Raw genomic sequence first — 26,921 nt, forward strand, 5'->3', positions numbered from 1 at the left:
GCAAAGCCAGCCGGTCAGGGCAGCGCGCATAGCAGATTGGATGCCTGCGTCAAGTTCTACGGCGTCGCCGCCAACAGCCGAATTGTCCAAAACTAGGGGTAAATCCCGATGGCGTGCGGCTGTTGGCTGGGAAATGATCGAACGGCACATATAAGCTCAAGGCGGCCAGGCTATGCGTTCGGCGACATTCCGGATCCTGGGCGATAACCGCGAAAGAACGCTGGTTCTGTCGGGCGACTGGACTTCGCTGACCTTGGGCGACATGGCCATGCGCCTCCGGTCGGAACTGGGTGGTGGCGCGACGGCGCTGGATCTGGCAGAGCTTGGCCGGATGGACACGGCGGGGGCCTATGTTGTCCTCGATGCAGCGGGGCCGACAATTGCTCCGGACGCGAGCATGCGTCCCGACGTCGCACGCCTGTTCGAACTCGTGCGCCCCGCGATGTCTGGCGATGCCGCGCCCCCGCCGCGGATGTCGTGGCTCCATGCCCTGCTCGACAGGGTCGGGCGCGCGATCGTCGATTTCGGGCATGAGGCAAAGTTCGCAGCGGAGTTCTTTGGCCGTCTCGTTCTCGCGTTGATCCGGACCGCCCGCTCCCCTCGGCGGTTGCGCGTGGTTTCGGTCACCCATGCGATGGAAACCGCGGGCACCAGCGCGCTCCCCATCATCATCATCATGAACCTGTTTATCGGTGCGGTCGTCGCGCTGGTCGGGACCAATCTGCTCTCGTCGCTTGGGGTCGCAGTATTCACCGTCCAGCTCGTCGGCGTCGCGGTGCTGCGCGAATTCGCGGTCCTTATCACCGCCATCCTGCTCGCGGGGCGCTCGGCTTCCAGTTTCGCCGCACAGATCGGCTCCATGAAGATGGCGCAGGAAACCGACGCGATGCAGGTGATGGGTGTCGACCAGATCGACGCGCTCGTCGTGCCGCGCGTGCTCGCACTGCTCTGGATGATGCCGCTCTTGACCTTCGCTGCGATGGTTGCGGGGATCACGGGCGGCCTGATCGTGAGCTGGGCGACGCTCGATATCAGCCCGGTCTTCTTCCTCGAACGGCTGCGCGATACCGTATCCATCCGCCATTTCTGGGTGGGGATGAGCAAGACGCCGCTGCTTGCCATATTGATCGCGATGGCAGGGTGCCGGCATGGGCTTTCGGTAGGGGGCGATGTCGAGAGCCTCGGCTCGCGCGTCACCATGGCGGTGGTGCAGGCGATCTTCATGACCATCCTGTTCGATGCGGTGTTCGCGATCATCTACATGGAACTGAAGCTGTGACCGCCGCGACCGCGATGCCGCCCCCAGTCAGGGTGTCAGGGCTTCGCAGCGCCTTTGGCACGCATGTCGTCCACGACAATCTCGATCTGGAAATGCGGCAGGGCGAGATCCTTGGCATCGTCGGCGGATCGGGGACGGGCAAGTCGGTGCTGCTCAACACCATCCTCGGCCTCAAACAGCCCGATGGCGGGCAGGTCGAGATTTTCGGCCGCGATGTCCACGATCCCGCCGCAAACGCCGATGTCGAGCGTCGCACCGGCGTCATGTTCCAGGGAGGCGCGCTCTTCTCTGCGCTTACGGTTGGCCAGAATGTCGAAGCGCCGATCCATGAACACACCAGCCTGTCCGGCGATTTCGTGCGCCAGCTCGCACAGCTCAAGATCCGCCTCTCGGGCCTCGACGCGCGGGTGGGGGACCAGATGCCCTCGGAGCTTTCGGGCGGAATGCGAAAACGTGTCGGTATCGCGCGCGCGCTTGCGCTCGATCCCGAGCTGCTTTTTCTCGACGAACCCACAGCCGGCCTCGACCCCATCGGCGCCGCCGAGTTCGACCAGCTTACGCGCAGCCTCTGCGATTCGCTTGGCCTCAGCGTCTTCATCATCACGCATGATCTCGACACGCTCTACGCGATCACCGACCGCGTGGCGGTGCTTGCCGACAAGCGCGTTGTCGCGACCGCCCCGGTCGCCGAGCTCGAGCGCTCGGACCATCCCTGGATCAGGGCCTATTTCAACGGCCCTCGCGGCCGCGCTGCGCAGGGCGCCTGGCGCGAAAAGGAAAGGACACGCTGATGGAGCGGCAGGCCAACTACGCCCTGGTGGGCGCGCTCAGTCTGGCGCTGCTGATCGGCGCGCTCGTCTTTGTCGTCTGGCTCGCCCAGTTCCAGTTCAACCAGAAATATGACGCATACCGCATCATCTTCCGTGGCCCGGTCAGCGGGCTCAGCCGTGGCGGCGAAGTCCAGTTCAACGGCATCAAGGTCGGTGAGATCACAAGGATCGCGCTCGATCAGCGCGATCCCAACCGCGTCATCACCGATATCGATGTCGAGCGCGGCACGCCGGTGCGCGCGGATTCTATGGCGCAAACCGTCGCGCAAGGCATCACTGGCGTGAAATATGTCCAGATCACCCCCGGCTCGCCCGACAGGCCCCTGCTCCGCAAGGTCAGCCGCGAGCGCCCCCCGGTGATTCAGGCCAGCCGCAGCCGCCTTGATAGTCTGGTCAACGACATCACCGAGCTGTCGCGCGGTGGCGCCGAGGCGCTCGGCCGCGTCAACCGTCTTCTTTCCGACCAGAATATCGCGACCCTGTCGCGCTCGCTCGACGATGTCGGCGCGATCACGGGCGAGTTCCGCGCGCGCAAGGCGATGTTCGCCAATATCGATTCCACCTTTGCCAAACTCGACCGGGCTGCGACCGAACTCCAGCTCACTGCCGCCTCGGTGCGCGGCACGCTGGGTGGAAAGGGGCGCGGTACGCTCGGCGACGTCGCGGGGGCTGCCGCCGAACTCCGCGCCGCCGCGGCCGATACACGCAAGCTCATCGCGCGTATCGACGGGCCGGTGACCGAATTTTCGACAACCACCGTGCCCAGCATCAACGCAGCCATGAACTCGATCCAACAGGCGGCCGATGCGATGGACCGGCTGGCGTCGGACATCCAGCAGGATCCGCAGGGGTTGCTGACCCGGCCCGAAGGCAAGGAAGTGGAGATCCCCCAATGAGCTTCAACGCTGCACTGCGCTGTGCCCTCTTCGCTTCGCTGTTCGCGCTGGTTGGTTGCGGCGGCCTGTTCGGGGGCGGCGACAAGGCCACGCTCTACCGCTTTGGGGACAATGCACCGCCCGTCGCCGATGAAGCCCGGGCACAGGCTGGAACGGGACAAGTCCTCCAGCTCCTGTATCCCGGCGTTTCCTTTCAGCCGGCCAGCCGCGGTGACAGGATCCTGACGGTCACCGACGCGCAGGTCGGCTATGTCGCGGGTGCGCGCTGGGTGTCGCCCGCATCAACGCTTTTCGACGCCACGATGGTGCGCGAGCTCGAGCGCCTCTCGCCAGGAATCCGTGTCGTGCGCATCGGCGAGTCCCCCGCGGCCGACTATGTGCTCGCGATCGACATGCGGCGCTTCGAGGCAGTCTATTCGCGCGGGCAGGAGGCCGCGCCGGATGTTGTCGTCGATGCGCGGATGAAGCTGATCCGCCGTGCCGATCGTGCCATTATCGGTGAATGGCCCGTCACCCATAGCGAGCCCGCGCAGGAAAACCGGGTGGCGCTGATCGTCGCTGCCTTTGACCGTGGAACCGCGGCGGTCGCCGCGCAGATCGCGGGCCGTACGCAGCAGGTGCTGGCGAGCCAATAATTCGCCTCCAGCTGCAGCGGGTAACGCAGATAACAGCAAAAGGGCCGGCGCTTGCGCTCCGGCCCTTCGTGTTTCTGGCTTTTGTCGCCTCGGCTTACGCTACGGCGAGTTCCGCAGTGTCGACCTTGACGCCGGGGCCCATCGTCGAGCTGACGGCGATCTTCTTCAGATACTTGCCCTTGGCGCCCGACGGCTTGGCCTTGACCACCGCGTCGACCAGCGCGTCGAAGTTCTCGCGCAGGTCAGGGGCCGAGAAGCTCGCCTTGCCGATGCCGGCATGGATGATGCCCGCCTTTTCGACGCGATATTCGATCTGGCCGCCCTTGGCGTCCGAAACCGCCTTGGCGACGTCCATCGTGACAGTGCCGAGCTTGGGGTTGGGCATCAGGCCCTTGGGGCCCAGAACCTTACCCAGACGGCCGACGAGGCCCATCATGTCGGGGGTCGCGATGCAGCGATCGAAGTCGATCTTGCCGCCCTGGACGATCTCGAGCAGGTCTTCCGCACCGACGACGTCTGCGCCAGCCGCCTTGGCTTCGTCAGCCTTGGCGCCCTTGGCGAACACGCCGACGCGCACGGTCTTGCCGGTGCCCTTGGGCAGCGTGACGACGCCGCGGACCATCTGGTCGGCGTGACGCGGATCGACGCCGAGGTTCAGCGCGACTTCGACGGTCTCGTCGAACTTCGAGGTGGCGTTGGCCTTCACCAGGCCGATCGCCTCGTCGACGCCGTGCAGCTTTTCACGGTCGATGGTGCTGGCGAGAGCCTTCGCCTTCTTGGTCAGCTTTGCCATTGGATCAGCCCTCCACCACTTCGAGGCCCATCGCGCGGGCGCTGCCTTCGATGATCTTCGTCGCCGCTTCGATGTCGTTGGCGTTCAGATCGGCCATCTTCGTCTCGGCGATCTGCGCCAGCTGCGAGCGCTTGATCGTGCCGGCCGAGGTCTTGCCCGGCTCCTTCGAGCCCGACTTGAGGCCAACGGCCTTCTTGATGAGGAAGGTCGCCGGCGGCGTCTTCGTCACGAACGAGAAGCTGCGATCCGCATAGACGGTGATGATCGTCGGGATCGGCATGCTCTTTTCGAGATCACCGGTCGCCGCGTTGAACGCCTTGCAGAATTCCATGATGTTCACACCGCGCTGACCGAGCGCAGGGCCGATCGGCGGGGAGGGGTTTGCGGCGCCCGCGGGCACCTGGAGCTTGATATAGCCCGTTATCTTCTTTGCCATTGTTCACTCTCTTTCAAGTTTAGCGGTGCTGACGGCCAGGGGCCTCCCGCAATTTTGTGTCCCGGCCGAAGCCGGGACACGTCTGAACCCCGGCCGTCGCCGGGGTGCAAATTCTTACTTCGCGCGTTCCACCTGCTCGAAATCGAGCTCGACGGGGGTTGCGCGGCCAAAGATCGACACCGCGACCTTGACCTTGTTCTTTTCGAAGTCGAGTTCCTCGACGAGGCCGTTGAAGCTGGCGAAAGGACCGTCGAGCACCTTGACCTGATCGCCGATCTCGAAATCGACCTTGATCTTGTGCTTGGGCGCGGCAGCCGCTTCCTCCTTGGTGTTGAGGATGCGCGCGGCCTCGGCCTCGCTGATCGGCTGCGGCTTGCCGCTGGAACCGAGGAAGCCCGTCACCTTGGGCGTGTTCTTGACGAGGTGATAGACGTCGTCGTTCATCTCGAGCTTGGCGAGGACGTAGCCGGGGAAGAATTTCCGTTCCGACTGGACCTTCTTGCCGCGGCGGACCTCGGTCACCGTCTCGACGGGAACCTCGACCGATTCGACGAGCTGCTCGAGCCCCATGCGCGCGGCTTCCGCCATGATCGCGTCACGAACCTTGTTCTCGAAGCCCGAATAGGCGTGAATGATGTACCAGCGCGACATGTAAGTCCCTAATCCGCGCTCAGCCGACGAAGCTGAGCAGAAGCTTCACGATCCGGCTGAACACCGTATCGACCCCGAAGAAGAACAGCGCGAGGATCGTGGTCATGATGAGCACCATCACCGCGGTCATCATCGTTTCCCGGCCCGAAGGCCAGACGACCTTGGCCGTCTCGGCACGTACCTGCCGGATGAACTCGCCCGGATTGACCTTTGCCACGCCTGTTCAGCCCTCACATACCAATAAACAGCGAAAACGAGGCCGCAGGCGCTCCCGGTCCTATCGACCGGAGCCGCCCAAAGACCTCGATTTCGTATCCCGCCCACATAATCCGCGCTTTCCTATAAAGCAAGCGTGGCAGGGGCAGAGGGACTCGAACCCACGACCCTCGGTTTTGGAGACCGATGCTCTACCAACTGAGCTATACCCCTACAGGCGGGAAGAGGGCGGCTATTAGCTCCGTGCCCGGCCAAGCGCAAGCATCCTTTGCGCAAATCCTCAGGGGACCAGCCGGGCCTCGCGCGCCTTGAAGAAGAACTGGCTGGCGACGAGCCATCCCTTGAGGGGGCGCAGCGGCAAAAGGCAGAAGATGAGGATCAGCGGCAGGCTGGTCAGCAGATGCACCCATGCCGGGGGCGACAGATAGACCTCGAGCAGCAGCGCGAACACGACCGCGGGGACGCAGGTGAAGCACAGCACGAAAAATGCGGGGCCGTCGGCGGGATCGGCAAAGCCGTAGTCGAGGCCGCACACGTCGCAATTCTCGCGCAGCTTGAGATAGCTCGCGAACATCCTGCCCTCGCCGCAGCGGGGGCAGCGGCCATAGGGGCCGGTCTTGAGCGGATCGATCTTCGGCCAGGTCTTGCCGTTGGCGTCAGTCGTGTCGCATGGTTCGGGCATTGTATGGACTCTGAATGAATTTTGTATGCAAACAATATTGCATTTGTATCCATGCAAAGTCAAGGTGAGGATATGACGGACTGGACATTGGACATTGCGGGGCACGAGGGCCCGATCTACCGCGCCATCGCGACCGCGATCGCACGCGACGTGGCGCGCGGCGTGCTCCGGCCGGGCCAGCGGTTGCCGAGCCAGCGCGACCTTGCGGCGGCCATGGGGATCGACCTCACCACGGTTTCCCGCGGATTTGCCGAAGCACTCCGCCAGGGCCTGATCGAAAGCGACGGGCGGCGCGGTAGTTTCGTGCGTGCCCCTGTTGCGGAACCGACTCCCGCCGGCAGCGGGGAGGCCGAGCCATCGGGCATGAACATGCCGCCCGCGCCGGACGCGGTCGTCGAGGCGCTGCGTCAGGGATATCAGGCGCTGCTGGGGGAGGGCGCGCATCTTCATTACCGCCCGAGTGGCGGCGGACAGGCCGACCGGGCGTTCGCTGCGGCGTTTCTTGCGCGCACGATCGGCGAAACTTCCGCGGATCAGGTCCTTGTGACCGCAGGTGGCCAGAATGCCCTGCATTCGATCTGCGCAACGATGTTTCAGCCCGGCGACGCGGTTGCTGCGGGCGCATGCACCTATCCCGGCTTCCTCGCGGTGGCGCGACGCCTTGCCGTGGACGTCGTTCCCCTTGCCATGGATGAAGAGGGAATTCTTCCCGATGCGCTCGACGCAGCTGCGCGGAATGGGCGGCTGAAATCAGTCTATGTCGTTCCGACGATCGACAATCCGACGACGGCCACGATGGGCGCCGCGCGCCGCGCGGCGATCGTCGAGGTTGCGGCGCGCCACGGCCTCCAGATCATCGAGGACGACGCCTATGGGCGGTTGCCCGAGGCGCCGATCGCGCCGATCGCGGCGATCGCACCCGAGCGTACCTGGCACATTCTAAGCCTCTCAAAGGCGGTCTCGCCCGCGCTGCGCCTTGCGCTCGTGCGTGCGCCGCGCGTGCGCGATGCGCTGCGGCTGGCGGCCGATGTCCACGAAACCGCGGTCATGGCGCCGCCGCTCAACGTCGCATTGCTGGGCTGCTGGATCGGCACCGGGCAACTCGACCGGCTGGTGCAGGCGGTACGCGCCGAATCGGCGGCGCGCGCGGAGATCGCAGCGGCCATGCTCGAGGGCGCGGATTTCGCGATCCATCCCGAGGGCTATCATCTCTGGCTCCGACTGGGCGAGGGAAGCAAGGCGACGGATATTGCGCTTGCGCTCCAGGGCGCGGGGCTGTCGGCCGTTCCTGCCAGCGCCTTCGCGGTTACGCCTGCGCAGGCGCCCGAAGCACTCAGGATTTCGCTCGGTGGCGCGCTATCGCGCGACGCGTTGCGCCGTGGGCTTGGTCGCCTCGACGCGTTGCTTGCACAGGGTGGCAGGCGCGATCACGCATTGATCTGAGTCGTCGCCACGATGTCGGCGGTCCGCATGACGCGGCAATATTCGCCGCTGAGATTGGCAAGGCTCATCGCATGGACGTCCTCCGCGCTCCACACGCGACCCGATCTATCGCGCATCGCAAAGGTGAAGCACGCATCCTCGGCGAGCACCGTGTCGAACCCCAGATTGCCCGCATTGCGGACGGTCGCCTCGACCGAATTGTTGGTGATGACGCCGGCGACCACCAGTTGCGTGATACCGGCGCGGCGCAACGCACCTTCGATCCCGGTCCCGACAAAGGCGCTGTTCACGTGCTTGGGCACAATTGTTTCGTGCGCCAGCGGCTGGGCTTCGGGCCTGAAGGCGTGGCCGGGCTGTCCGGGGCGATAGGCCGAGTCGGCTTCGGTCGAATAGTGGCGAACATGGATTACCGGCCAGTGACGCGCGCGCCAGTGCGCGAGCAGTTCGGCAACATGCTTCTCGGCATCGGGATTGTTGCGCGGTCCGGCTTCAGCCCAGCGCGGATCGTCGATCGCGCATTGCAGGTCGATCAGCAGGAGGGCGGGCTCTCCGGTCACGTCGGCACCATAGCGCGGAGTGGGCAGCGACGCGAGGATCAGGCTGCAGCGCGGCTGCGGATGGCCTTGGCGATCACCTGACGCGCCTCTTCGGCAGGCATGGGCTTGCCGAAGAGATAGCCCTGTACCTTGCGGCAGCCGAGCTGACGGATCATCTCGAACTCTTCCTCGGTCTCCGCGCCCTCGGCCGTTGTCGTCATGCCAAGGCTGTCCGCCATGGCCACCACCGCGCGGATGATCGCAAGGCTTTCCGCACTGTTCTTGGCGGCGCCCTGCACGAAGCTGCGGTCGATCTTGATCGTCGAGAATTGCGTCTTTCTGAGATAGCCGAGCGACGAATAGCCCGTGCCGAAGTCGTCGAGCGCCAGCTTCACGCCAAGGCCAAGGATCTGGTCGAGCACGTTGATCGCGCCGGTTCCCTCGCGCAGGAAGATGCTCTCGGTCACTTCGAGCTCAAGCCGCTGCGGCGGCAATCCGCTATGCGACAGCGCCGAGATCACCGAGGTCACGAAATTGGGATCGTTGAGCTGTTCGGGTGAGACGTTGACCGCAACGCGCACCGTAGTCGGCCAGTTTGCCGCCTCCATGCAGGCTGTACGCAGCACCCACTCGCCGATCGGCGCGATCAGGCGCGCATCCTCGGCCACGGGCACGAACTTGTAGGGCGGTATCGGTCCCAGCTTGGGGTGGGTCCAGCGCAGGAGTGTCTCGAAACCCTCGATCGTCGTATCCTTTGCCGAAACGACGGGCTGGTAGACGAGATGCAGCTCGCCCTTTTCGAGGGCGCTGCGCAGCGCGATTTCGAGTGTGCGACGCTCCTCGGCATCGGCGTGGAGCTGAGGTTCGTAGCGATGGTGCGAACCGCCGCCCGCATCCTTCGAGCGATAGAGCGCAAGATCGGCGCTGCGGATCAGCATCTCGGCGGTGCGGCCATCCTTGGGACCGACGGCGGTGCCGACACTGGCACCGATGTACAGCGTATGCTGATCGACCTCATAGGGACGCGAAAGCGTCTCGATGATGTTGCGCGCAAGCGCCTCCAGGCGGCTCGGGTCGCTGGCGTCGCGCACGACGACCGCGAATTCGTCGCCACCCAGACGGCCGCACAGTTCGTTATCGGTCATCAGCGAACGCAACCGCTCGGCAACATGGCTCAACAGGCGGTCCCCGACGGGATGACCCAGCGTATCGTTGACCGCCTTGAATCGGTCGAGATCGATCATCATGAACGCGCAGCGGCTGCGCCACTGATCGGCGTCCTGCATCGCGCGCGCCAGCGTCTCGTTGATCAGCATGCGGTTGGGCAGGCCGGTGAGCGTGTCGTAGCGCGCCAGCCGGTTGATCTTGTCGGCCGAATCGCGCTGTTGGGTGACATCCGAGCCCACGCCTCGAAAGCCGAGGAAAGTGCCACGATCGTCGAGTCGGGGTGACGCGGAAAGTTCCCACCAGCGGGTGAGGCCGTTGATCTTGACGGGCAGGATGAGGTCGGAAAAGCTTTCGCGCCGCTTGAGCTTTTCGGCGAGCTCGCGCAGGCCTGAGGCGAAATTGCCGGCTTCCCAGCTGTCTCCGGCAAGCACCTGAAGAAAGGGTTTGCCTTCAAGTTCGCTGAGGTCCAGCCCCAGTGCGGTCGCGAAGCGCGGGGACACATGGGTCAGGCAACGTGCGGCGTCGATCTGCCACAGCCAGTCAGCACCCGTGTCTTCAAATTCGCGCAGCAAAAGGCTGACGACTTCCTTCTTCTCGGCGAGCTGGAGTTCGGCAACGCGGCTGTTGACGAACTGCCGGCCGCTCAACGAGGCGGTGACCAGAAGAATCAGCGTATTGAGCCCCGCGGCGACGGCGAGGATGGGAAGCTCGATCTGCCACATCCACGTGCCCAGCGCTCCCCCTACGATTAACAGAAAGCTGACCGTGGCAAGCGGTATGGAAGTGAGAACGAAGGCGGCTCCCGCCATGAGCGCGGTCAGCACCGCCCAGAGCGCAAGCGTCTGCTCAAGACCTCCGTTGGCGGAGAAAAGAAGGGCCGGAAACCCCCAGAGTACGCCGGTCAGGGCCGCACCAGCGGTTTCCTTGTGTAGCTCGCCGCGCGTCGCCGATCGGTCATTCCAACCGCGCAGGCGCCATTTGCCGACCGCCGTATGCGTAGCCAGCAGCAGTGTGGATACGCCCCAACCATAGAGAAGCAGCGGATCTGCGTACTGGCGCAGAACAAGCGTGAGCAGGATGACCCCGATGACATTGGCGAGGAAGCGAACCGCCGTGGACCCGTGGAGCGCAGCGATCTGCGCGGCGCGGATTGCGCCCCAGTCGAGTCCTGCCGAGTCCCGAAGGCCGAGAACGGCTCCCCAGCTTATGCGCGGCGCGGATTCATCATTGTTATGCCTCTGGTCCACGCCACTGCGATTAACCGTAACTGGTTAGCGATCCGTTAGGACGGCGAAAGATTTTGCACTGAAACGTAAAGAACTGCCCGAGCCGGGCGACGACGCCGCGCCGTCTCCGCAGGCGGAGAACGACGCGGGCGCCACGTTCAGGCGGCGAGGTCGAAGGGCTGAATCTCGCCGGACAGATAGAGGTTGCGCGCCTTGGCACGGCTGAGCTTGCCCGAGCTCGTGCGCGGCAGGGTTCGCGGCGGTACCAGTTCGACGACGCAGTGCATGCCCGTGATCGAGCGCACCTTCTCGCGGATCTCGTCGCGCAGGCGCAGGCGTTCGGAATTGTCCGACACGCGGCAATGAACCAGAACGGCAGGCGTCTCTTCGCCGCCCTTGGTGGTGATCGCGAAGGCGGCAATGTCACCCTGCTTGAAACCGGGCAACTGCTCCACCGCCCATTCGATATCCTGGGGCCAGTGGTTCTTGCCGTTGATGATGATCATGTCCTTGGCGCGGCCGACGATATAGATGTAACCGTCTGACATATAGCCCATATCGCCCGTATCGAGCCAGCCGTCCTTCATGCAGGCGTCGGTCGCGTCCGCGTCACGGAAATAGCCGACCATCACCGACGGGCCACTGCACCAGACCTTGCCGATCTCTCGTTCGGGCAGCGGCGCGCCGTCTTCGTCCCGGATCTGGATCGCCATGTCGCGGCACGGCTTGCCGCAATTGACGATAGCGCGATAGCGCTGTGGCCGGTCTTCATCGCCTTCGCCGCCCGAAAGCTGGGTTTCCTCGACCAGTTCGACGACGATGCCTTCGCCCGGAGGCATGATCGACACAGCCAGGGTCGCTTCGGCAAGGCCATAGCTCGGCAAAAAGGCGCTTGCCTTGAAGCCGGCCTCGGCGAATGCATCAACGAAGCTCTGCATGACATCGGGGCGGATCATGTCCGCGCCGTTGCCCGCAAGCCGCCAGCGCGACAGGTCGAAGCGTTCCGATGCACGCGTCTGGCTCGACATGCGCCGCGCGCAGATGTCGTAGCCGAAGGTCGGCGAATAGCTGATCGACGTGCCCTCGTTCCGGCTGATCATGTCGAGCCAGGCGAGCGGGCGCCGCGCGAAGTCTTCGGTCTTCAGATAGTCCGCCGATACCTGATTTGCGATCGGCGAGAGGAAGCAGCCGACCAGCCCCATGTCGTGATACCAGGGCAGCCACGAGATGCAGCGGTCGCTGTCGACAACCTCCATGCCGTGCGAGTGCGCGGCGAGGTTGTTGAGCAGCGCATGGTGCGTGATGACCACGCCATGCGGGAAGCGCGTCGATCCACTCGAATATTGCAGATAGGCGATGTCATCGGCGCCCGCCTTGGGCAGATCCACAGCGTCGGCGGGACGCCTGGCGAAATCCTCCCAGTTCAGTCCCTCGACATTGGACTGACGCGCGGCTTCACCTGCCATCGCTTCCAGTTCCTGCGGGAAGAACAGGATGCCGGGGTCAGAGCTTGCGAGTTGCACCTTCAACTGGTCGATATAGCTGTCCTTGCCGCCGAACGAGGTCGGTAGCGGCAACGGCACAGGCCAGGCGCCCGCATAGATCGTGCCGAAGAACAGCGCTGCAAATTCGGCGCCCGTCTCGGCGACAAGCGCGACCCGGTCACCCGGCTTCACCCCATGGGCGATCAGGCGATAGGCATTGTCGAGCGCGTCGAGACGCAACTCCGAATAGGGATATGGTCGCGCCAGATTGCCGCGGGCGTCGTGGAAATTGAGCCCGCGCCGTCCCGTTGCGGCATAGTCGAGCGCTTCACCGAGCGTTTCGAAATCGGAGAAGCGCCGCGGGAGATTATCCTGCGTCGGCGTCGAGTTCAGAATGTGCATATCGGCGACCTTCATGCCGGGCGCGGTGTCCCTTGCCAGATCGAGCATTTTGCCTGCGTCCCTTATTGCCGGGCTTTGCAAAGGGTTGATCCCCACATGCCGCCCGGCGCGAATTGTTACAGTTTCGCTGTTTAGCGGTAAAGCCGCGTTCAAATTCCGGCCCGACTGTGGCACAAACGTGGCGGTGAGTACGAAACACCGCAATTCTGCGCGCCCGCCGCTCGATTCCGAGGCGCTGGAGCGTCTCGCGCTACACTATGTCGAACGTTATGCAACCACGCGCGCCAGGCTACGGGGCTATCTCGAACGCAAGCTGCGCGAACGCGGCTGGGCAGGAGAGAGCGAGCCGCCGCATGAGGCGATCGTCGCGCGCTTTGCGGAGCGGGGTTATGTCAACGATCGCCTGTTCGCCGAGAGTCGCGCCGAGGCGCTTGCACGGCGCGGTTATGGCGCACGCCGAGTCGATTCGGCACTGCGAATCGCTGGAATCGAGGATGCCGACGCCGAGATTGCGCGTGTACAGGCGGGAGAAAGGGCCTGGGACGCTGCATTGACCTATGCGCGACGCAAGAAAATCGGTCCGTTTGCCCCCGAACCATCTGAAGAAAAGCGTCAACAAAAGCAGCTCGCGGCCATGTTGCGGGCAGGTCATCCATTTGAATTTGCAAAGCTATTGGTGTCGGCATCTCCAGGCGAATGCCCGTCCGACCCGAATTGACACACGCCTTATCGCTCGGTTTCGGATTCGTATCGACTGTGCTAAATTCGTTCAGGGCGCATAAATAAGGAGGGGACCGCTCGCGTGCATGAGTCTGGTCGCTTGGATGCTTTGAATCGCGACACTGATCTCCAGCAGACGGAGACCGAGTGCGCGGCCGTGAATGAAGGCGATGCCGAAATCCTGGAGCGCTATGAAGGCGCCATGAAGTGGTTTGACGCCACCCGTGGCTTTGGCTTCATGGTCGCGGACGGCGATGCCGGTGATATCCTCGTCCATTTTTCTGTCCTGCGAGAGCACGACCGGCGCAGCCTTCCCGAAGGCACGCGCCTCATCTGCATGGCCGCGCGACGCAATCGCGGGCTTCAGGCGCGCAAGATCGTCTCGTTCGACCTGTCGACCGCAATCGGTCCCGATCTCGACAAGCAGGCGGGCGAGCGGGCGAATCGAGTCGACCCGGTCGCGCTGCTCGACAATGCGGGGCCGTTTGAGCCGGTCACGGTCAAATGGTTCAACCGCGTGAAGGGCTATGGTTTTCTGATGCGCGGTTCGGACGGCAGCGATATATTCGTGCATATGGAAACGCTGCGCCGAGCAGGGCTGGCCGATATCGAACCCGGCCAACCGCTTCGGGCGCGGTGTGTGGCGGGCAATAAGGGTTTGCTCGCCGTATGCGTCGAAAGGCCCGAATAGATATCATGACATCGAAATGTCTGCTGGCCGCGCTGGGCGCGGTGATGCTCGTGGCCGGCTGCGGCACCGCGTCGAATGCGGTGTCAGCTGCCAGCGCCGAAGAACAGGCGCTTCTGCCGCTCAGCGTGAAGACCGCGAAGGGCGTGCACAATTTTCGGGTCGAGGTGGCGCGCACCAGCGAGGAGCAGGCGCAGGGGCTGATGTACCGTACGTCGCTGCCTGACGATGGTGGCATGCTCTTTCCCTTTTCTCCGCCGCGCCCCGCGAGCTTCTGGATGAAGAATACGCTCATCCCGCTCGACATGATCTTCATTCGTGCAGATGGCAGCATCGCGCGCATCGCCGAGGAAACGGTGCCGCAATCGCTCGAGGGCGTGTCGTCGGGCGAGCCTGTCGCCGCGGTGCTCGAGATCGCGGGCGGACGCTCTGCCGCGCTTGGTATTGCCGAGGGCGATCATGTCAGCTGGAAGGGCGGTCCTTCGCTCCCCGAATAGTGGTCTGCCGAAAACCGGTTTTCTCGGCCGCGGCTTTGCAGTAACGGAGCCCCCATGGGCGTTTTCAAGAATATCTTCACCTGGTGGGAAGGCGCGACCTTCGGCACCGCGCTGAACACGATGCGCAACGGCCGCAAGGTCGGCGAGGACGATCAGGGCAACCTCTATTATGAGGGCAAAAAGGCTCAGGGCGGCTTCACGCGTCGTTGGGTCATGTACAAGGGCCAGAATGATTCGAGCCGCGTGCCGCCCGAATGGCACAGCTGGCTGCACCATACGATCGACGCTGCGCCCGATCAGGCGTTTCCGCCCGCGCGGAACTGGGAACGCGAGCCGACGCCAAATCTGACCGGAACGGCAGAGGCGTATCGCCCCGCGGGCGCGCTCGAAAAGGGTGGGCGCCGCGCGGCTGCCACCGGAGACTATGAGGCATGGACGCCGGGCGCGTGAAGAAGGGCTGGGCGCTTGCCGGGATCGCGGCCATCGGGCTGGGACTGGCGGGATGGCAGGCGGCGGATGCGCTGCAGAACGAAGAAGCGGCCGCGGACAACGCGAGCAGTGTCGTGTCCAATCAGACCGATGCCGTGCCGCGCGGGCCGGTGCGTGTCGCGGCGGCGGAAACGCGCGGACCTGCGCCATCACGGGGTACTACGCCCATGGCCCAGCGGGTCGCGGTGATCGGTGTGCTCAACAAGCGCAACGGCATCGAGCGCGACCTGACGATGAAGCCCGGCCAGGCGCTGCGCCTGGGCGACGTCATAGTTCGGCTACGTGCGTGCGAGAAGACCGCGCCCTGGGAGCACGAGCAGCTCACCGGCGCCTTCGTCCAGGTCGATGTGCGCAATCCCAAGGATCAATGGGGCCGCGTCTTTTCCGGTTGGCTCTACAAGGAATCGCCGTCGCTCAACGTGGTCGAGCATCCGATCTACGATGTCTGGCCCAAGAGCTGCGCGATGAGCTTCCCCGATATCGGGCCGGAAACCGAAACCGTGACGGGCGGCGAATCGTCCTCGGCGCCCGCTGCGGCCAAACGGTCCAGCGCTCCGAAATCGGGCGAGGCTGAGGCGCCCACGCCGCCAGCCAGCGCCGAATCGAGCAACGCCACATAATCGTCGCGGTTGATCTCGATCGCGCCCAGCGAGGCGAGATGATCGGTGATGAACTGGCAATCGAGCAGGCTGAATCCGCCGACCCTGAGCCGCGCCACGAGATGTGCCAGCGCCACCTTTGATGCATCGGTTGCACGGCTGAACATGCTTTCGCCGAAAAAGGCGCCGCCCAGCTTGATGCCGTAGAGGCCACCGACCAGCACATCGCCGCGCCAGGTCTCGACCGAATGGGCGTGCCCGCGCGCATGGAGCTGGAGGCAGGCCTGCTCGATCTGCGCATTGATCCAGGTGCCCGGCCGGTCGGGTGTCGCCGCAGCGCATCCCGCGATCACCTGCTCGAAGTCGCGGTCGACGGTGACGGTGAAGCGGTCCGAACGCAGCGTCTTCGCGAGAGAATGCGACAAGTGAAAATGGTCGAGCGGCAACACGCCGCGCTTCTTGGGTTCGACCCAGAAGACCTTGTCCGCCTCACGGTCGTCGGCCATCGGAAAGACGCCGCAGGCATAGGCGCGAAGGAGCATGGTGGTGTCGAGCGGTTGCACGGCTTCAATATGTCGCGTCGGCGGCACGGGATCAATGTGTGCCGGCATGAGTTGCCGCCGAAGAAGGTTGCGGTTAGGCCGCTGACGGATGGCGTTGGCGTATTCCAGAAATTCATTGACCGCCGGCCGGCCGCAGATCAGCGGGCGCGCGATCGCGCTCGCCCTGGCGATCGCCATCCATCTCCTCATGATCGCGTTGTTATTGAGGCAGTCTTTTGTTCCCATGAAGCCGCGCGAAGGCGGTCGGCTGTCGGCGACCTTCGAACTGTTGCCCCAGCCCGATGCCAGCGCTGATGCCGCGAAGAAGAAGTCACCAGAGCGCGAATCGGTGCAGCAGCGTGCGGTCGAGCGTCAGAAACCTCCCGAAGTCGACGTGACCAGGATCGAGAATGTGCCGGTACCCTCGTTCCTCGTCCTTACCCGCGAAGATTATGCCGCTGCCGATATCGGCCGCTTGCCGTCACGGCGGACGACGCAGAGCGAAGCGGGGGGCGGTAGCTCGGGGTCGGGCACCGATGCGCGCGCGGTCGGGGAAGGCCCCGGGGGCGAGCGTCTCTACAATGCCGACTGGTATCGCCGGCCCACGCACGCGGAACTGGCGACCTATGTGCCGTCCAACGCACCGTCGGCTGGCTGGGGTCTGATCGCGTGCAGAACCATAGACCGATATCAGGTCGAAGACTGTCAGGAACTGGGCGAATCGCCGCGCGGCTCGGGCTTCGCCCGCGCGGTCCGGCTTGCCGCGTGGCAGTTCCGCGTTCTCCCGCCCAGGATCGGGGGGCGGCCGATGGTGGGTAGCTGGGTGCGGATCCGGATCGACTATAGCGAAAAGGGTATCGCTATCCGTTAGGTCCCATCGTCGCGAGTTTGCGCTCGACCCCCTGCCAGAGCCTCGCGAACGCCTGCCCCGCAGGGGAGCTATGCGCGAAATGGCCGACGGGCGCGCGGCGGATCGCCATTTGCTCGACCGTGCTGGCCATCGGAATGACGGGCCAGTCGGGACGCAGTTCGACTGCTGCCTTGTGAAGCGCTCGCCTGCGGTCGACCATCGAATAGATCGGCAGGATCGGCGCGCGCCGGCCGCTCAGCCGGTCGAGAAAGGCAACCACGTCCTCGAAGGCGCGCTCTGAGAGCGGCGATGGGATGACGGGCGCAAGGATGATGTCGGCGGCGCGCATCACCTGTTCACTCGTCTCGGTAAGGCCGGGCGGGCAATCGAGGATGATGCGATCATAATGCCGGCCCAGCGTTTCGAGCAGCTTTGCGAGCCGCTTCTTCTTGTCGAGCGTGAAGAGCAGGCGGTCGAGCCCGCGCAGCGATGTGTCCGCCGCCAGCAGGTCGACGCGATCGATCGTCGAGGGGCGGATCAGTTTTTCCGGTGCGACGTCTTTCGAAAACACCGCCTGCGCGGTGTCCCTGGCGGCCTTGCCGTCGCCGATCAGGAAGCTCGCGCCACCCTGGGGGTCGAGATCCCACAGCAATGTCCGGCGTGAAGACAGGATGGCGGAGGACCAGGCGAGGTTGACCGCGAGCGTGGTCTTCCCGACGCCCCCCTTCAAACTATAGACCGCAATCGTCGCCATCTCGTTGCCGTTCCCCATCGCTGCTCCCGGTCCGCGGTGTTAGGCAGGCAAATGTGGCATGGCGATTGCACCAATGGCAACTGCCGGGTCAGAGTATCTCGCGGACCATCTCCTGCGGACGGCACAGGCGGACGCCCTTTTCGGTCTCTACCAGCGGGCGTTCGATAAGGATCGGATCGGCCACCATCGCATCGAGCACCGCAGTGGCGCTGACATGTTCGAGGTCGAGATCCTGGACGAGCTTTTCCTTCTTGCGGAGCCCTTCATGCGGCGTCATCCCCGCGCGCTTGTAGAGTTCCGCCAGCTTTTCGCGGCTGGGCGGCGTCTTCAGATATTCGATCACCTCGACGTCGACACCCGCGGTCGTCTGCAGGATCTCAAGCGTCTTGCGCGATGTTCCGCATTTGGGGTTGTGCCAGATGGTCGCTTTCACGGGTGTGCTCCTCGCCTTTCTCTCGTTCGATCCTTGCCGGCATCAAACGCATGGTCATTACGTAGAGGTCCATAGCGTCAGCCGCGCGCGGGAATGGTCAGTCCGCGTTGTACCGCCGGGCGCGCAAGCCCGCGTTCAAGCCAGGCGGGCACATGGCGCAGGCTGCCATAGTCGACCAGCGCGCCCGCGTCGTAGAATCCGATCAGGTTGCGCACCCAGCCAAGCATCGAGATGTCGGCGATGGTATAATCGTCGCCCATGATCCAGTCGCGCCCTTCGAGCCGCGTCTCGAGCACGCCAAGCAACCGCCTGGCTTCATCGACGTAGCGTTTGAGCGGGCGCTTGTCCTCATATTCGCGGCCCGCGAATTTGTGGAAGAAGCCGACCTGTCCGAACATCGGTCCGATCGCCGCCATCTGGAAGAAGACCCACTGGATCGTCTCGTAGCGACGCGCCACGTCTGCGGGCATGAACTTGCCCGTCTTGTCGGCGAGATAGAGCAGAATCGCACCCGATTCGAAGAGCGCCAGAGGCTTTCCGCCGGGGCCGTCGGGATCGAGGATCGCGGGGATCTTCCCATTGGGGTTGAGCGACAGATATTCGGGCGTCCAGGTCTCGTTCGCGCCGATGTCGATCAGGTGCACCTCATAGGGCAGGCCGATCTCCTCCAGCATGATCGATGCCTTCACCCCGTTTGGCGTAGGCAGCGAATAGAGCTGAAGGCGATCCGGATGCGCCGCCGGCCAGCGCCGGGTGATCGGAAAACTGGACAGATCGGTCACCCGGACCTCCTCGATTGAACGCGATTACAAAATCGGCGGATCAGCCTTCGTCCTGCTTCGCCAGCCACTCCTCGAGCCATTTGATCGTGTAATCGCCCGACTGGAATTCGGGGACGTCGAGCAGCGCCTGATGGAGCGGGATCGTCGTCTTCATGCCGTCGATCACGAACTCCTCGAGCGCGCGGCGAAGCCTGCGGAGCGCGCCCTGGCGCGTCGTCCCATAGACGATCAGCTTGGCGATCATGCTGTCGTAATAGGGCGGCACCTTGTAGCCGGCATAGAGCCCGCTATCGACGCGTACATGCATGCCGCCGGGCGCGTGGAACTGCTTCACGAGACCGGGCGAGGGCGCGAAGGTGCGAGGATCCTCGGCGTTGATGCGGCATTCGATCGCGTGGCCGCGGAACTGGACGTCCTGCTGACGCAAGGTCAGCGGATTGCCCTCGGCGATGCGGATCTGCTCACGGACGAGGTCGAGGCCCGTGATCGCCTCGGTCACCGGATGCTCCACCTGCAGGCGCGTGTTCATCTCGATGAAGTAGAACTCGCCATTCTCGTAGAGAAACTCGATCGTGCCCGCGCCGCGATAGCCCATCTCGGCCATCGCCTTCGCGCAGATCATGCCCATTTCCTCGCGCTGTGCGTGCGTGATGACGGGCGAGGGGGCTTCCTCGAGTACCTTCTGGTGCCGGCGCTGAAGCGAGCAATCGCGCTCGCCCAGATGGATTGCGTTGCCCTCGCCATCGCCAAATATCTGGAACTCGATATGGCGCGGGTTGCCGAGATATTTTTCCATGTAGACGGTGTCGTCGCCGAACGCCGCCTTGGCCTCGCTCTTGGCCTGACCGATCATGGTTTCGAGCAGGTCGGCGCTCTGCACCACCTTCATGCCGCGCCCGCCGCCGCCCGAAGCAGCCTTGATGAGCACGGGATAGCCGATCTTCTCGGCGATGATCTTCGCGCTCTCGATGCCCGTCAGCGCGCCGTCCGAACCCGGCACCAGCGGCAGGCCGAGCTTGCCCGCGGTACGCTTGGCCTCGACCTTGTCGCCCATCGTGCGGATGTGCTGGGGCTTGGGGCCGACGAAGATGATGTTGTGCGATTCGACGATCTCGGCGAACTGCGCGTTCTCCGAGAGGAAGCCATAGCCGGGATGGATGGCATCGGCATGGCTGATCTCGGCGGCCGAGATGATGTTGGGGATGTTGAGATAACTCTCGCCCGCGGGCGGCGGGCCGATGCAGATCGCCTCGTCAGCGAGCCGCACGTGCATGGCGTCGGCGTCCGCCGTCGAGTGCACCGCGACCGTGCGGATTCCCATTTCGTGCGCCGCGCGGTGAATGCGCAGCGCGATCTCGCCGCGATTGGCGATCAGCAGCTTCTCGATCTTCATGGGGTGTCTACTCGATGACGACGAGCGGCTGGTCGAACTCGACCGGCTGCCCATTGCCCACGAGGATCGCGGTCACCTTGCCCGCGGAGGGCGCAGTGATCGGGTTCATCACCTTCATCGCCTCGACGATGAGGAGCGTGTCGCCGGCCTTGACCGTGCTGCCGATGCTGATGAAGTCGTTGGCGCCGGGCTCGGGCGCCAGGTAGCAGGTGCCCACCATCGGCGATTTGATCGCGTTGGCGTGGGCGGGTGCGGCTGCCGGAGCGTCGGCGGGTGCCGCCGCTGCAACGGGCGCGGCAGCGGGTGCCGCAAAGGCGGGCGCTGCGGCAGCGGCCACGGTCACGTTGCGCGCGACGCGGATACGGCGTTCGCCGTCCTGCACCTCGATTTCGGTCAGCTGGGTATCGTCGAGCAGTTCGGCGAGCTGGCGGACCAGCGCGGGATCGACCTGCATGGTGCTGTTGGTTTTTGCTGTGGTCATGCGACCCTCTTATTCCCCTTGGTTGTCGCCGCTATTGTCAGAGACGCGCCGCCGCGTCCAGCGCGAGCGCATAGGAAAGCGCGCCGAAGCCCGCGATCGTCCCCCTGGCTGCGCGCCCTACATAACTGATATGACGGAAGCTTTCGCGCGCATGCGGGTTGGAAAGATGGACCTCGATAACGGGGACGGTGATCGACTTGATCGCGTCATGCAGCGCTACCGAGGTATGCGTGTAGCCGCCAGGATTGAGGATGACGGCCTTGACGCCCTCGGCATTGGCCTCGTGCAGCCAATCGATCAGATGCCCCTCATGGTTGGACTGGCGCATGTCGATGGAGAGCCCCAGATTCTGCGCCTGATCCTCGAGCCTGTCGGCAATGTCGTCGAGCGTGTCGTGCCCGTAAATCTCGGGTTCGCGTAAGCCCAGAAGGTTGAGATTGGGACCGTTGAGCACGAACACGGTCTTTGCGTCAGCCATCAGGAGCCTTTCGGTTGCGACACTGCCAAGGCGCCCCCTATATGGCGCGCGAACGCAACACGCAAAGGTTTGGACTTGATGGGCAGCGATGGCACGATTTCGATCCAGGTGAATGGCGAGCATCGCAGGGTCACGGCCGGGCTTACGCTCGCCGGCCTCGCGGCCGAACTTGGCCTCGATCCTGCCAAGGTCGCGGTCGAGCGCAATCTCGAGGTCGTGCCGCGCTCGACGCTGGGTGATGTGCGCGTCGAAGATGGCGATGAGCTGGAGATCGTCCATTTCGTCGGTGGCGGTCAGGACGATGATACATGGACCGTCGCGGGCCGGACCTTTCGCTCGCGCCTGATCGTCGGGACGGGCAAGTACAAGGATTTCGCGGAGAACGCCGCTGCCGTCGAGGCATCAGGCGCCGAGATCGTCACGGTCGCGGTCCGCCGCGTCAACATCGCCGATCCGAACGCGCCGATGCTGACCGACTATATCGACCCGAAGAAGATCACATATCTTCCCAATACCGCGGGCTGCTTCACCGCCGATGAGGCGATCCGCACGCTCCGCCTCGCGCGCGAGGCGGGGGGCTGGGATCTGGTGAAGCTCGAAGTACTGGGCGAGGCGAAGACGCTCTATCCCGATATGCGCGAGACGCTGCGCGCAACCGAGGTGCTGGCCAATGAAGGCTTCAAACCGATGGTCTATTGCGTCGACGATCCGATCGCTGCGAAGCAGCTCGAGGATGCGGGCGCCGTCGCGGTGATGCCGCTGGGCGCGCCGATCGGCTCGGGCCTCGGCATCCAGAACCGCGTCACGATCCGCCTGATCGTGGAAGGCGCCAAGGTGCCCGTGCTTGTCGACGCGGGCGTCGGCACTGCCTCGGACGCGGCAGTCGCAATGGAACTGGGTTGCGACGGCGTGCTGATGAACACCGCGATCGCCGAAGCGAAGCAGCCGATCATGATGGCCCGCGCGATGAAGGCCGCGGTCGAGGCCGGGCGCCTGTCCTATCTCGCGGGTCGCATGGGCCAGCGGCGCTATGCGGACCCGTCAAGCCCGCTGGCCGGGCTGATCTGATTGTTCCGGCGCTATCTGCCCAGTACATAATATCGGTTCACGGCGAAGGTGGACGTGCCAGCTTTTCAAGCAGTGCCGCAATGCCGTCCGATTTTGAAAGCTGATGGGCATTGTCGCTGTGCTAGTGTGACAGCCGGAAAGTCATCGTGTAGCCGAAGGAGGCCCGATGCGCGATTTTCAGGGCGAGCGCGATCGCATGGTCGATCGCCAGATCGCCAGCCGCGGAATCCACGATCCGCAATTGCTGGCCGCGCTGCGCGAAGTGCCGCGCGAGCGTTTCCTCGCCGATGACCTTGCGGCCTATGCCTATTCGGACAGCGCGCTGCCGATCGAGGCGGGGCAGACGATCTCGCAACCCTATATCGTCGCGCTGATGATCGCGGAGGCCGGGCTCGGTCCGCGATCGCGGGTGCTCGAAGTGGGGGCGGGCTCGGGCTACGCGGCTGCGGTGATGAGCCGGATTGCAGAGCACGTCTTCGCGCTCGAACGATTGCCGGTCCTGGCGGCCCTTGCTGAAGCGCGTATGGCCGAACTCGGCTATACGAACGTCACGGTGCGCACGGGTGACGGCACGCTTGGCTGGCCCGAAGAGGCGCCCTTCGACGCCATCCTCGTCGCTGCCAGTGGCCGGGCGATTCCAGAGCCGCTGAAGCAGCAGCTCAGGATCGGCGCGCGACTGGTGATTCCGCTCGGCCACCATGACGAGATCCAGACGCTGGTTCGCGTGACGCGTACGGGTGCCGACAGCTACAGCGTCGGCGAGCTCTGCGCGGTGCGCTTCGTCCCGCTCGTCGGCGCGTAGTTTCCCCCGACGATTCGCGTGCGGCCCGGTGCTATCGTCTCCGGGCATTGCGGGACGCTCCGGGAGAAGTGCAATGGCGACGATGGCTCCGGAAATCGACGGCGCGAAGACAGGGCAGACGTCGGCCAACATGGTGCTCGAAGCACGTGTCTGACACGACCGGAGCCGTGGACGGCGAAGGCGGAGCGCGAACGGGTCTGTTCGCCGAACTGAAACGCCGCAACGTCATCCGCATTGCCGGGGTCTATACCGTGACGGCTTGGGCGATCTTCCAGGTCGTCAGCGCGGTTGCCCCCGCGCTCGACCTTCCGAAATGGACCGTCACTTTCTCGCTGGTGCTGCTGGCACTGGGATTGCCTGTTGCGCTCATCATCGCCTGGGCATTCGAGCGTACGCCCGAGGGCATCCGGCCGACCGCCCCCGCTGAAGCGGGGGCGACGCCGGCGGGCATGGGGCGCCTCGACTGGGCGGTGCTTGCGGCGGCGGCGTTGATCGTGGGGGTCGCAGGCTATCAGATCATCGGCGCGCGTGACGGTGCCGGGGGCGGCGATCGTTCGGTTGCGGTGCTGCCCTTTGCCAGTTTCAGCAGATCGGCCGAGGACGGATTTTTCGCCGACGGGCTGACCGAGGAACTCATCAACAGCCTTGCCCAGCTCCCGCAACTCAAGGTCACCGGCCGGACGTCCTCCTTCTATTTCAAGGGCCGCAATGTCGATCTGCGCGACGTCGGCAAGAAACTGGGGGTCGCGCACGTCGTTGAAGGCAGTGTCAGGCGCGACGGCGACCGGTTGCGTGTCACTGCACAGCTGATCAAGACCGCGGACGGATTTCATCTGTGGTCCGAAACCTATGATCGTCCGGTCAGCGACGTGCTCAAGGTTCAGACGGACATTGCCAATTCCGTCGCCAATGTCCTGAAGGCGCAACTGCTTGAGCCAGGCGCCGCACCAACCACGCGAAGCGGTGAAGCTGTTGCGATGGAACTGCAGGCCCGCGCGCGACTGCGGACAAACCGGCTGGAGGATGTGGAGGCGGCACGCACGCTGTTCGAGCAGTTGACGCGACTGGAGCCGCGTAATCCCGATGCATGGGCGGGTCTGTCGGATGCGCTGATGAAGCTTGCTCAGGATCATCTCGCCATCGAGTTCGATCCTGCGGTGCGCGACGCGCGCGGCGCAGTGGATCGCGCGCTTGCCGTCGATCCCCGATCTGCCAATGCATTGCGAGCCAAGGCGTTCATACATCGGGTGCTCGCGATCCGGACGGGTAACATCGAACATCACCGCATCGCCGAGCAAGTGTTGCGCCAAGCGCTCGCGCGCGAGCCGCGCAATCCAGACGCATTGACGCTTTACGGCACGCAACTTGCCTCGCTGGATCGGTCGGAAGAGGCGCTCACAGTGTTGCGGCGCGCGCTTGCCATCGATCCGTTGAATCGGGCCGCGCAGACCATGGTGGGCGTCACGCTCGAGAATTTGGGCCGGCTGGATGAAGCCGAACGCCAGTATCAAAACACCGCGGAGCTGTTTCCCGATTACACGCCCACGCTGCTGACGCTGGCGCAACTGCGCGTGGCCCGCGGCGATCTGGCGGGTGCCATAGCGCCTCTGCGTCGGGCACGGACGATCGACGACGATGCCGCGGCGGGGTTCATGCTTGCGCATGTCTATATCAATCTTGGTATGCAGAAGGAATTTGAGAATGCGCTCGACGGCATCGAGAAGTCGCCAATGGCGGCGGGGCTCGCGCAGGCGATACGCTTGCTCGCTGCACGCGATTACCGCGGATTGATGACCCTGAGCGAGCGCGAATTCAAACGGACAAATGATCCGATCTGGCGCGACGCGATATCCAAGGCGGCTATGTTCACGGGCGATTTCGAAAGAGCGCGGACGCTCATGGCAGAACTCACGCCCGGCCTGTTTCTGCCCGAGCCCCAACCCGACGCATCGGCGTATGAAAGCATGGTCACGGCCGGAGTCATGGCGGCGGTGGGTGATCAGAGACAGGCGCGCCGGCTGCTGCGTCTGGTGGTAGACGGCGAAAAACCCACTCCCGGCGCGCCCGAGGGGACGCTGGTGCTGGCGCGCGTTGCTGCCTGGGAGGGTCTGGGCGATCGCGAGGCAGCCCTGCGCGAACTGACTTCGGCGATCGGCGCAGGTTACCGCACACCCATCGATTTCGAGATCTTCGCGCCGATCGTCGACTATCCGCTCGCGCGCGGGTTGAATGACGATCCGCGTTTCAAGGCGCTGATGGCGCGCATCGCATCGGACAATGCGGCCACGCGCGCGCAGTTGGAGGGGAGTTGAGGCCTCTCATTTCTGAGCCGGGCAATTGGGCGTGTCCGGACGGTCCGCATAGACCTTGGCATCGAAAGGACAGGCCGGCGCCCCCACGGCAATACGGTAATAGGGCTGCTTGCCCGTCGGGTTGATCGCGCCGCTTCCTTCGGCACTCAGCCGGCAAAGGCAGGGGCGTTCGGCGACGGGAGTGCCGAGCAAATCGGCCTGGATCTGGCGCGTGATGAGCGGCGAATCCTCAAACCCCGAATGGTTGAGCCGCGACTGACGCACCGGGCCGACGTCTATGGTGTGAAAGCCTGGGCCCGTGAACGGTGCGCCGTCGAAATCGCCGAGCGCGTAGCCGCCATTGACGCGGCGCGATACCGAAAGGGGGATGTCGTGCGTGTTGGCATAGACCGAGGTTCGTCTCGCAAAGCGCGGCAGCGACTCCATGAAGGTTCTCTCGAACACGAGCGTATCGAGATCGGGGGCATAGAGGACGAGCGCGGTCAGAGGCACGAAGCGCGCGGAGCGCTCGACCGACAGCTCATTCAGCGCCTGCAGCGTGATGCGCGTGCCGAGGCTGTGCGCGATCAGATAGAATTCGTCGGGCTGCACCTTGTCGACGATCCCCGCGATCAGCTCCTTCAGAAGCGGTCCCGCGCGCTCCGAGTAGGTTCTGTCGCGCGTATATTCGACCAGCGATTGCTGCGAGGGCCAGCTGAAGAAGACGGGCGCGGCGCGGATGTCGAGGTCATAGGCCAGCTGTGCCGCGTTGCCGGCCGCCTCGTCAAAGCTATCGTTGAAGCCGTGGACATAGAGGATCACGCGCCGCGCCGGGCGTGTCAGCGCACCCGGTTCGCTTTCGCTACACGGAGTGGCGGGCGCGGTTGCGAGGCGTTCCATCTCGCTGCGCAACGCCGAATAGAATGCATCGTCGGGGAGGGGCGACACCGATCTGAACGGAAAACGCGGTTTCACGATGCCGGGCACGATGTCCTGCTGCCACCATCCCGGCTCGCACGGCCCGAGCGATGTCGGGCGCCGCCCGATCGTGCCGGTCGCGGTGCCAAACGACAGGCTGTTGGCACGATCGAAGAATATCTGTTTTCCATAGGGTTGCGCGAGATATTCGGGGGTGTCCGCGGGCGCGGTGCTGGCGATGCGATCGGTGGCAAAGAACACAGGTATCGCCGTCCGCGTGCCCGCCGGGGCGCCGCTTGTTCGCCACAGCGGCAAGGGGGCCGGGGTCACACAGGCGGCGAGGAACAGAAGCATCATCATTGCAAGGATTTGGGGACGAAACTTCATCTGTGCCTCCGACCTGTTTCGGCGTCTTGCAGCACCATCATGGCAAGATAGCGGCGGTTGAGACCAACGGATC

29 protein-coding genes, 1 tRNA gene and 1 pseudogene are annotated in these 26,921 nt (G+C 64.4%); 14 read left to right on the forward strand and 17 right to left on the reverse strand.

Annotated elements, in window-relative coordinates:
* Positions 1–172: 172 nt before the first annotated feature.
* From MKI88_RS06845 to MKI88_RS06860, 4 genes are read left to right on the forward strand one after another with little or no spacing between them, the layout of a single operon-like run.
* A complete protein-coding gene (locus tag MKI88_RS06845; protein ID WP_241630219.1) occupies positions 173–1,279 on the forward strand; it encodes an ABC transporter permease in 1,107 nt (368 codons plus the stop codon).
* A 14-nt stretch (positions 1,280–1,293) separates the two neighbouring features.
* The gene (locus tag MKI88_RS06850; RefSeq protein WP_241630336.1) at positions 1,294–2,070 is read left to right on the forward strand and encodes an ABC transporter ATP-binding protein; all 777 of its coding nucleotides are present in this window, start codon (positions 1,294–1,296) and stop codon (positions 2,068–2,070) included.
* Positions 2,070–3,005 carry an MlaD family protein gene (locus tag MKI88_RS06855; protein ID WP_241630220.1) on the forward strand — a complete coding sequence of 312 codons (936 nt, stop codon included), beginning with the start codon at positions 2,070–2,072 and terminating at the stop codon, positions 3,003–3,005. Before MKI88_RS06850 ends, MKI88_RS06855 begins: the two co-directional genes overlap by 1 nt.
* On the forward strand, positions 3,002–3,640 hold the full coding sequence (locus MKI88_RS06860; protein WP_241630221.1) for an ABC-type transport auxiliary lipoprotein family protein: 639 nt from the start codon (positions 3,002–3,004) through the stop codon (positions 3,638–3,640). Before MKI88_RS06855 ends, MKI88_RS06860 begins: the two co-directional genes overlap by 4 nt.
* Before the next feature lie 94 nt (positions 3,641–3,734).
* On the opposite strand, the gene rplA is transcribed toward MKI88_RS06860, so the two are convergent.
* From rplA to MKI88_RS06890, 6 genes are all read right to left on the reverse strand, one after another.
* Complete coding sequence (gene rplA / locus MKI88_RS06865) at positions 3,735–4,433, reverse strand: 50S ribosomal protein L1 (RefSeq protein ID WP_241630222.1); 699 nt, start codon at positions 4,431–4,433, stop codon at positions 3,735–3,737.
* A 4-nt stretch (positions 4,434–4,437) separates the two neighbouring features.
* Positions 4,438–4,869, reverse strand: coding sequence for a 50S ribosomal protein L11 (rplK, locus tag MKI88_RS06870; protein ID WP_241630223.1), 432 nt, complete (start codon positions 4,867–4,869; stop codon positions 4,438–4,440).
* 114 nt (positions 4,870–4,983) lie between these two features.
* Positions 4,984–5,520, reverse strand: coding sequence for a transcription termination/antitermination protein NusG (gene nusG / locus MKI88_RS06875; protein WP_241630224.1), 537 nt, complete (start codon positions 5,518–5,520; stop codon positions 4,984–4,986).
* 19 nt (positions 5,521–5,539) lie between these two features.
* Positions 5,540–5,737, reverse strand: a complete 198-nt coding sequence (gene secE / locus MKI88_RS06880) for a preprotein translocase subunit SecE (protein ID WP_241630225.1) — start codon at positions 5,735–5,737, stop codon at positions 5,540–5,542.
* Between the two features lie 136 nt (positions 5,738–5,873).
* Positions 5,874–5,949, reverse strand: a tRNA-Trp gene (locus MKI88_RS06885).
* 67 nt (positions 5,950–6,016) lie between these two features.
* Positions 6,017–6,418 carry a DUF983 domain-containing protein gene (locus MKI88_RS06890; RefSeq protein ID WP_241630226.1) on the reverse strand — a complete coding sequence of 134 codons (402 nt, stop codon included), beginning with the start codon at positions 6,416–6,418 and terminating at the stop codon, positions 6,017–6,019.
* Between the two features lie 72 nt (positions 6,419–6,490).
* On the opposite strand from MKI88_RS06890, the gene MKI88_RS06895 reads away from it, so the two are divergent.
* Positions 6,491–7,861 carry a PLP-dependent aminotransferase family protein gene (locus tag MKI88_RS06895; RefSeq protein ID WP_241630227.1) on the forward strand — a complete coding sequence of 457 codons (1,371 nt, stop codon included), beginning with the start codon at positions 6,491–6,493 and terminating at the stop codon, positions 7,859–7,861.
* On the opposite strand, the gene MKI88_RS06900 is transcribed toward MKI88_RS06895, so the two are convergent.
* From MKI88_RS06900 to MKI88_RS06910, 3 genes are all read right to left on the reverse strand, one after another.
* Entirely contained in the window at positions 7,846–8,418 is a 573-nt protein-coding gene (locus MKI88_RS06900) for a cysteine hydrolase family protein (RefSeq protein ID WP_241630228.1), read from the reverse strand. The genes MKI88_RS06895 and MKI88_RS06900 overlap by 16 nt on opposite strands.
* Before the next feature lie 38 nt (positions 8,419–8,456).
* On the reverse strand, positions 8,457–10,811 hold the full coding sequence (locus MKI88_RS06905) for a bifunctional diguanylate cyclase/phosphodiesterase (RefSeq protein ID WP_241630229.1): 2,355 nt from the start codon (positions 10,809–10,811) through the stop codon (positions 8,457–8,459).
* A 137-nt stretch (positions 10,812–10,948) separates the two neighbouring features.
* Positions 10,949–12,676: a fatty acyl-AMP ligase gene (locus tag MKI88_RS06910; RefSeq protein WP_407073313.1), complete on the reverse strand. Its 1,728-nt coding sequence runs from the start codon at positions 12,674–12,676 to the stop codon at positions 10,949–10,951.
* A gap of 13 nt (positions 12,677–12,689) precedes the next feature.
* Between MKI88_RS06910 and MKI88_RS06915 the strand changes: the two genes are divergently transcribed.
* The 5 genes and pseudogenes from MKI88_RS06915 to MKI88_RS06935 all read left to right on the forward strand — a co-directional run.
* Entirely contained in the window at positions 12,690–13,394 is a 705-nt protein-coding gene (locus MKI88_RS06915) for a RecX family transcriptional regulator (protein ID WP_348636240.1), read from the forward strand.
* Between the two features lie 102 nt (positions 13,395–13,496).
* Positions 13,497–14,087 (forward strand): cold-shock protein, encoded by a 591-nt coding sequence (locus MKI88_RS06920; RefSeq protein WP_407073312.1) that lies wholly within the window; start codon positions 13,497–13,499, stop codon positions 14,085–14,087.
* Positions 14,088–14,092: 5 nt separating this feature from the next.
* A complete protein-coding gene (locus MKI88_RS06925; RefSeq protein ID WP_241630230.1) occupies positions 14,093–14,581 on the forward strand; it encodes a DUF192 domain-containing protein in 489 nt (162 codons plus the stop codon).
* 54 nt (positions 14,582–14,635) lie between these two features.
* Entirely contained in the window at positions 14,636–15,031 is a 396-nt protein-coding gene (locus MKI88_RS06930; RefSeq protein WP_241630231.1) for an NADH:ubiquinone oxidoreductase subunit NDUFA12, read from the forward strand.
* A 272-nt stretch (positions 15,032–15,303) separates the two neighbouring features.
* Positions 15,304–15,471: pseudogene (locus tag MKI88_RS06935) on the forward strand (DUF2155 domain-containing protein); the annotation flags it as partial.
* 35 nt (positions 15,472–15,506) lie between these two features.
* Here the strand turns inward: MKI88_RS06935 and aat are convergent.
* A complete protein-coding gene (gene aat, locus MKI88_RS06940) occupies positions 15,507–16,232 on the reverse strand; it encodes a leucyl/phenylalanyl-tRNA--protein transferase (protein WP_241630341.1) in 726 nt (241 codons plus the stop codon).
* A gap of 223 nt (positions 16,233–16,455) precedes the next feature.
* On the opposite strand from aat, the gene MKI88_RS06945 reads away from it, so the two are divergent.
* A complete protein-coding gene (locus MKI88_RS06945; RefSeq protein ID WP_241630232.1) occupies positions 16,456–17,082 on the forward strand; it encodes a hypothetical protein in 627 nt (208 codons plus the stop codon).
* On the opposite strand, the gene MKI88_RS06950 is transcribed toward MKI88_RS06945, so the two are convergent.
* The 6 genes from MKI88_RS06950 to aroQ form a co-directional block, all read right to left on the reverse strand.
* Entirely contained in the window at positions 17,072–17,833 is a 762-nt protein-coding gene (locus MKI88_RS06950; RefSeq protein WP_241630233.1) for a ParA family protein, read from the reverse strand. The two genes, MKI88_RS06945 and MKI88_RS06950, sit on opposite strands and share 11 nt — an antisense overlap.
* 70 nt (positions 17,834–17,903) lie before the next feature.
* Positions 17,904–18,248 (reverse strand): arsenate reductase (glutaredoxin), encoded by a 345-nt coding sequence (gene arsC, locus MKI88_RS06955; RefSeq protein ID WP_241630234.1) that lies wholly within the window; start codon positions 18,246–18,248, stop codon positions 17,904–17,906.
* Positions 18,249–18,325: 77 nt separating this feature from the next.
* The gene (locus MKI88_RS06960) at positions 18,326–19,030 is read right to left on the reverse strand and encodes a glutathione S-transferase N-terminal domain-containing protein (protein ID WP_241630236.1); all 705 of its coding nucleotides are present in this window, start codon (positions 19,028–19,030) and stop codon (positions 18,326–18,328) included.
* 40 nt (positions 19,031–19,070) lie between these two features.
* Positions 19,071–20,423: an acetyl-CoA carboxylase biotin carboxylase subunit gene (gene accC / locus MKI88_RS06965; RefSeq protein ID WP_241630237.1), complete on the reverse strand. Its 1,353-nt coding sequence runs from the start codon at positions 20,421–20,423 to the stop codon at positions 19,071–19,073.
* 7 nt (positions 20,424–20,430) lie between these two features.
* A complete protein-coding gene (accB, locus tag MKI88_RS06970; RefSeq protein WP_241630343.1) occupies positions 20,431–20,877 on the reverse strand; it encodes an acetyl-CoA carboxylase biotin carboxyl carrier protein in 447 nt (148 codons plus the stop codon).
* A gap of 64 nt (positions 20,878–20,941) precedes the next feature.
* Positions 20,942–21,382: a type II 3-dehydroquinate dehydratase gene (gene aroQ, locus MKI88_RS06975; protein WP_241630239.1), complete on the reverse strand. Its 441-nt coding sequence runs from the start codon at positions 21,380–21,382 to the stop codon at positions 20,942–20,944.
* 78 nt (positions 21,383–21,460) lie between these two features.
* Between aroQ and thiS the strand changes: the two genes are divergently transcribed.
* The 3 genes from thiS (at position 21,461) to MKI88_RS06995 (ending at position 25,564) form a co-directional block, all read left to right on the forward strand.
* Entirely contained in the window at positions 21,461–22,450 is a 990-nt protein-coding gene (thiS, locus tag MKI88_RS06985; RefSeq protein ID WP_281063721.1) for a sulfur carrier protein ThiS, read from the forward strand.
* Between the two features lie 166 nt (positions 22,451–22,616).
* The gene (locus MKI88_RS06990; protein WP_241630241.1) at positions 22,617–23,252 is read left to right on the forward strand and encodes a protein-L-isoaspartate(D-aspartate) O-methyltransferase; all 636 of its coding nucleotides are present in this window, start codon (positions 22,617–22,619) and stop codon (positions 23,250–23,252) included.
* A gap of 146 nt (positions 23,253–23,398) precedes the next feature.
* Positions 23,399–25,564, forward strand: a complete 2,166-nt coding sequence (locus tag MKI88_RS06995) for a tetratricopeptide repeat protein (protein WP_241630243.1) — start codon at positions 23,399–23,401, stop codon at positions 25,562–25,564.
* A 6-nt stretch (positions 25,565–25,570) separates the two neighbouring features.
* On the opposite strand, the gene MKI88_RS07000 is transcribed toward MKI88_RS06995, so the two are convergent.
* Positions 25,571–26,848: an alpha/beta hydrolase gene (locus MKI88_RS07000; protein ID WP_241630244.1), complete on the reverse strand. Its 1,278-nt coding sequence runs from the start codon at positions 26,846–26,848 to the stop codon at positions 25,571–25,573.
* Positions 26,849–26,921 lie beyond the last annotated feature (73 nt).

It is taken from the genome of Sphingomonas sp. LaA6.9 (assembly GCF_022601895.1).
GTDB lineage: Bacteria > Pseudomonadota > Alphaproteobacteria > Sphingomonadales > Sphingomonadaceae > Sphingobium_A.